At 63.8% G+C, this 5,098-nt stretch carries 4 protein-coding genes; 1 reads left to right on the plus strand and 3 read right to left on the minus strand.

Going from position 1 to position 5,098, the window contains the following annotated elements; genetic code table 11:
- Nucleotides 1-88: 88 nt before the first annotated feature.
- Nucleotides 89-1,309, minus strand: a complete 1,221-nt coding sequence (locus tag AC1VTH_RS06535) for an MFS transporter (RefSeq protein ID WP_481335362.1) — start codon at nucleotides 1,307-1,309, stop codon at nucleotides 89-91.
- Between the two features lie 75 nt (nucleotides 1,310-1,384).
- Nucleotides 1,385-2,563: an FprA family A-type flavoprotein gene (locus tag AC1VTH_RS06540; protein ID WP_481335363.1), complete on the minus strand. Its 1,179-nt coding sequence runs from the start codon at nucleotides 2,561-2,563 to the stop codon at nucleotides 1,385-1,387.
- A 269-nt stretch (nucleotides 2,564-2,832) separates the two neighbouring features.
- On the opposite strand from AC1VTH_RS06540, the gene AC1VTH_RS06545 reads away from it, so the two are divergent.
- On the plus strand, nucleotides 2,833-4,272 hold the full coding sequence (locus AC1VTH_RS06545) for an APC family permease (protein WP_481335364.1): 1,440 nt from the start codon (nucleotides 2,833-2,835) through the stop codon (nucleotides 4,270-4,272).
- A 196-nt stretch (nucleotides 4,273-4,468) separates the two neighbouring features.
- Here the strand turns inward: AC1VTH_RS06545 and AC1VTH_RS06550 are convergent, their stop codons facing one another.
- The gene (locus AC1VTH_RS06550; protein ID WP_481335365.1) at nucleotides 4,469-4,837 is read right to left on the minus strand and encodes a hypothetical protein; all 369 of its coding nucleotides are present in this window, start codon (nucleotides 4,835-4,837) and stop codon (nucleotides 4,469-4,471) included.
- Nucleotides 4,838-5,098 lie beyond the last annotated feature (261 nt).

The following is a 5,098-nucleotide window of genomic DNA, read 5'->3' on the forward strand; positions in this document are numbered from 1 at the left end:
TCCAAGCCGCAACGGCCACCGCTCTACGCCTGCGCAATATCACCGCGCTACGCCGTTGCAGAGCATCCGGTCCGCAACAGCCTCCGCGCTACGCCGCCGCGCGGCGTGCGCGCTTCGCAAGGCTGCAGGTGATGGCCACCAGCGCCAACGCCACGAGGGCAAACGCGCCGCCCACGAGGCCCACGCTCGCAAGCCCGGGGCCGCTCACCACGGCACCGCCCACGGCCGTGCCAAACGCGATGCCAATGTTGAACGCCATCGGCTCGAGCGAGCTCGCGAGCGTCAGCGCCTTGGAGTGGCTGCGCCTCGCGCACTCCATGAACGCCGAGATGCACGGCACCGAGGCCACGTACATGAGCAGCGCGATGCCCATCACCGCGCCAAGGGCCGCGGGCATCGTGGAGCCCAGCGCCCACAGGCCAAAGAGCAGGGCCGAGAGCAGGGCAAAGGTCACCACGAGCGCCTTCATGCCAAAGCGCGCGTCAATCCAGCCGCTCAGCAGGTTCGAGAAGAAGCACACCACGCCGTAGCACATGAGCGCGGCCGACGCCTCCATGGGGGCCAGCCCCAGCACCTGCTCGAGGTAGGGCGTCACGTAGCCGTAGAACACGTACACGCAGCCCACGCCAAACACGAAGATGAGGATGCCCGTGAGCACCTGCGGCTCGGCGAGCAGGCCCGCCTGGTCGCGCATCGTGGCGGGCTCGTCGGTGGCGCCCTCGCGCGGCAGCAGCGCCAGCAGCAGCGCGCACGTCACCACCGCCAGCACGAACGTCACCCACGGGGCCACGCACCAGTCGAGCAGCTCGGCGGCCATCTTGCCGGCGGAGGTCGAGATGACCATCGCCACCGAGAACGCCGCGTACACCACGGAGATGCCCATCGACATGCGGCTTGGGTCGAGCAGCTCGGGAATGAACGTCACGCCCACGGCCAGGAAGGCGCCCGACACTGCGCCAATCAGCACGCGCGAGACCAGCAGCACCGTGAACGTGGGGGCCAGCGCCTGCACGAGGTTGGCCGCGCAGAAGACCGCGGCGTAGACAACCAGCAGCTGGAAGCGCCTGAAGCGCCCGGTCGCAATGGCAAGAACGGGCGTCATCACGGCATAGGTCAGCGCAAAGACGCTGATGAGCTCGCCCGCCTGGGCAAGCGTCACGCCAAACGAGTCGGCGATGTTCTGCTCGATGCCAATGACAACGAACTCCGAGCAGCCCAGGGAGAACCCAAGCAGCACGAGCAGCCCCACGCACACGAGGCGCAGGGGCTTCGACAGGTCGGCGGCACTTCGGGAGGTCTTTCTGGCCACGACCTTCTCCTTCTCATGAAGGGGCCCGTGCACGGCGTCGCAGCCGCGCGCGGGCCCCGCAACTCTTGCTTGTCCCTACTCGGCGCGTGCAGGCGCGGCCAGCTCGTCTGCCAGGGCCTCGATCTGGGCGCGCGAGGCGTCGTCGAGCGCGCCGCGCACCGTCACGACGGTGTCGGCGACCTCGATGCCCTTCATCTGCTCGAGCTCGGCACGCATGACCTTGGCGGCCGTCGGCGCCCACGATCCGCTCTCGATGAGCGCCACGCGGCGGTTCTGGTAGGCGTGTTCGGCGAGCGTGTGGATGAACGTGCTCATGTGCGGGAAGATCGAGCCGGCGTAGGTGATGCTCGCAAGCACCAGGCGGTCATAGCGGAAGGCGTCCTCGACGGCCTTGGCCATGTCGTCGCGCGCAAGGTCAAACGTCGACACCACGACGCCACGGCCCTCGAGCGCGTCGGCGAGCGCCAGGGCGGCCGCGCGGGTGTTGCCGTAGACCGACGAGTAGGCAATCGTCACGCCCTCGTCCTCGGGCTCGTAGCTCGACCAGGTGTTGTAGAGGCCCAGGTAGTAGCCTAAGTTCTCGTCGAGCACGGGACCGTGCAGCGGGCAGATGCGCTCGATGTCGAGCGCCGCGGCCTTCTTCAGCACGGCCTGCACGTTCTTGCCGAACTTGCCCACGATGCCAAAGTAGTAGCGACGGGCCTCGCACGCCCAACCCTCGGGGTCCTCGACGTCGAGCGCGCCAAACTTGCCAAACGCGTCTGCCGAGAAGAGCGTCTTGTCGGCGGCATCATACGAGAAGAGTACCTCGGGCCAGTGCACGTTGGGGGCGCCCACGAAGGTGAGGTTGCGGCCGCCAAGCTCGAGCTCGAAGCCCTCCTTGGCCACGATCTTACGATCGGCGAAGTCGGTGCCAAAGTAGGCGACCATCATCTTGAAAGCGGCGGCGGAGGCCACGACCTGCGCGGCCGGGTAGCGCTCCATAAAAGCGGCGATGCCGGCGGAGTGGTCGGGCTCCATGTGGTGAACCACCAGGTAGTCGGGCGTGCGGCCCGCGAGCGCGGCCTCAACGTTGGCCAGCCACTCGTCAACGAAGTGGGCGTCGACCGTGTCGGTCACGGCCCCCTTATCGCTGCCCAGGACCACGTAGGAGTTGTACGACATGCCGTTCTCGCGCACGTCGTACTGACCCTCGAACAGGTCGATGTCGTGGTCGTTCACGCCCACGTAGGCGATGCTGTCACAGATCTTCATTCCAACCTCCGATGTTTGGTTTCGCGAGCCATGCTAGCACCCATCGGCAGGCCTGTGCGAGGACTCGCACGGCGCGACCACATCGCACGCGGCCCCTTGCGCGCCCAAAGTGTCCCTTATATTCACAACATGTCGACATTATGCATTTCTTGCAGCCTTCACCGGCAAATACCGGCCGCTCGCCCTCTCAATTGCACCCTTTTAACCTACAAGTTAACATACTTGTAATTTCTGTTTTCAGGTACGGCGTTTTATCAAAAGAGGTGTTTATGCAAAAGGAAAGCAACGGGAAGATCAAGTGGTACATCCTGAGCTTTATGACGTTCTCGACCCTCTGGAGCTTCGGCAACGTCAGCAACGGCTACATGTACTTCAACGGCACCCAGGTCATCTTCTCCTGGGTCCTCATGTTCGTCCTGTACTTCATCCCCTACGCGCTCATGGTCGGTGAGCTCGGCAGTGCCTTCAAGAACGAAGGCGGCGGCGTCACGTCATGGATCAAGGGCACGTCCACGGCCAAGATCGCCTACTTCGCCGGCTGGACCTACTGGGCCGTGCACGTCTCCTACATCGCGTCGAAGGGCTCCGGCGGCCTCAAGGCCCTCAGCTGGATGGTCTTTGGCAACGCCGAGACGTACGACTCGTTCCCCACGATCGCAATCCAGCTCGCGACGCTCGCCGTGTTCCTCATCTTCTGCTGGGTGGCAAGCCGCGGCCTCAACCCGCTCAAGAAGCTCGCGACCATCGCCGGCTCCTCGATGTTCGTCATGAGCCTGCTCTACATCCTCATGATGTTCGCCGCGCCCGCCATCAACCCCAACGGTGGCTACCTGCCCATCGACCTGTCGCCCGACAAGCTCGTGCCCAACATCGACTTCACCTACATCACCAACCTGTCGATCTTGGTGTTTGCCGTGGGCGGCATCGAGAAGATCAGCCCCTACGTCAACAAGACCGACGGCAACCCCGCCCGCGAGTTCCCCAAGAGCATCATCTTCACCGTGGTCATGGTCCTGGTGTGCGCCCTGCTCGGCACCGTTGCCATGGGCATGATGTTCGACCCGGCCGAGGTCAACGCCAACTTCAACTCCTACGTCGCCAACGGCTCCTACTGGGCCTTCCAGAAGCTGGGTAACTACTACGGCGTGGGCAATCTGCTCATGGTCATCTACGCCGCCTGCAACGCCATCGGCCAGTTCTCCACGCTCGTCGTCTCCATCGACGCGCCGCTGCGCATGCTGCTGGGCGACGAGAACGCCCGCCAGTTCGTGCCCAAGGGCCTGCTCAAGCAGAACGACAAGGGCGCCTACATCAACGGCATCAAGATGGTCGTGGTGCTCAGCGGCTCGATCATCCTCGCCCAGATCGTGGTGCCCGGCGCCGCGGCCGTCCTCACCCAGCTCAACAAGCTCAACTCGGTCTGCATGCCGCTGCGCTACATCTGGGTGTTCGTTGCCTACATTCTGCTCAAGAAGGCGGGCGACCGCTTTGGCCAGGAGTACAAGTTCACCAAGGGCAAGGTCCTGGGCATCGTTCTGGGCGCCTGGTGCCTGTTCGTGACGCTTGCCTGCTGCGTCTTTGGCATGTACTCCGAGGACCCCTTCACCATGATCCTCAACGTGGTGACGCCCGTGGTGCTCATCGCCTTGGGCTTCATCCTGCCCGAGATCCGCAAGATCCAGGACAAGAAGGAGACCGAGCAGGCCTAGCGCTCGCCGACTTCGTTGCCCATCGAGCCCCACGGCCCGTCCCGCTCCTGCTATTCTGCAGATGTCCATAATTTAGCGGACACTGACAAGGCAGAGGAAGAAGGAGGAGTCATGGTCTATGGAATCGGATTTCCCGAGCTTCTGGTGATCTACGTTATTGCCGCCCTCGTCCTTGTGGGAATAGTCGTGGCAATCGTTAGGGCCGTGCGGGGTAAGAAGCACTAGCGCAACCTCCATCGACCAACACACAAAGAGGCGCGGCCCCGGCAGTCGGGGTCGCGTCTCTCTTCGTTTGCCATGCAACGGGCGACCGCCTCATGCGAGACGGACGCCCGTTTTCGTTTCGCGAGGCACCAGCGCGAGAAGGCCGCGCAGGCCCAAGTCGCCCTCTATGCGAGGGCGAGACGCCCGGGCTCGAGATGGGGAAGCCCGCCTCGATGACGTCGACGTTCATGCGCACGAGCTGGCGCGCGATGATGAACTTTTCCTCGGTGTTCATGCTTGCGCCGGGCGGCTGCTCGCCGTCGCGCAGGGTTGTGTCAAAGATTGCGATCTTGCGGGTCATGGTGCGCTCCTTCGCTGTGGTGCGCCTCTCGTGGGAAGGGCGACCGCGTGCGGGAAGCCTATGGGTCTGGAAAAGAAAAAGCACCCATGCGCAGCAATCGCCAAAGCTGCGAACGCGCACGGGTGCCAAACAAATGGATAAGAGAGATGGCCCTAGCGCGTACCCGCAGGTAGTAGCCCTAGGCCCAGAAGCAGTGCGCTCATGTTAACGCGCGCGTCCATCTCGTCCTCTCAATTCATTGGTCTGCTCGCTGTAGCAGAC

It is taken from the genome of Parolsenella sp. (assembly GCF_982402205.1).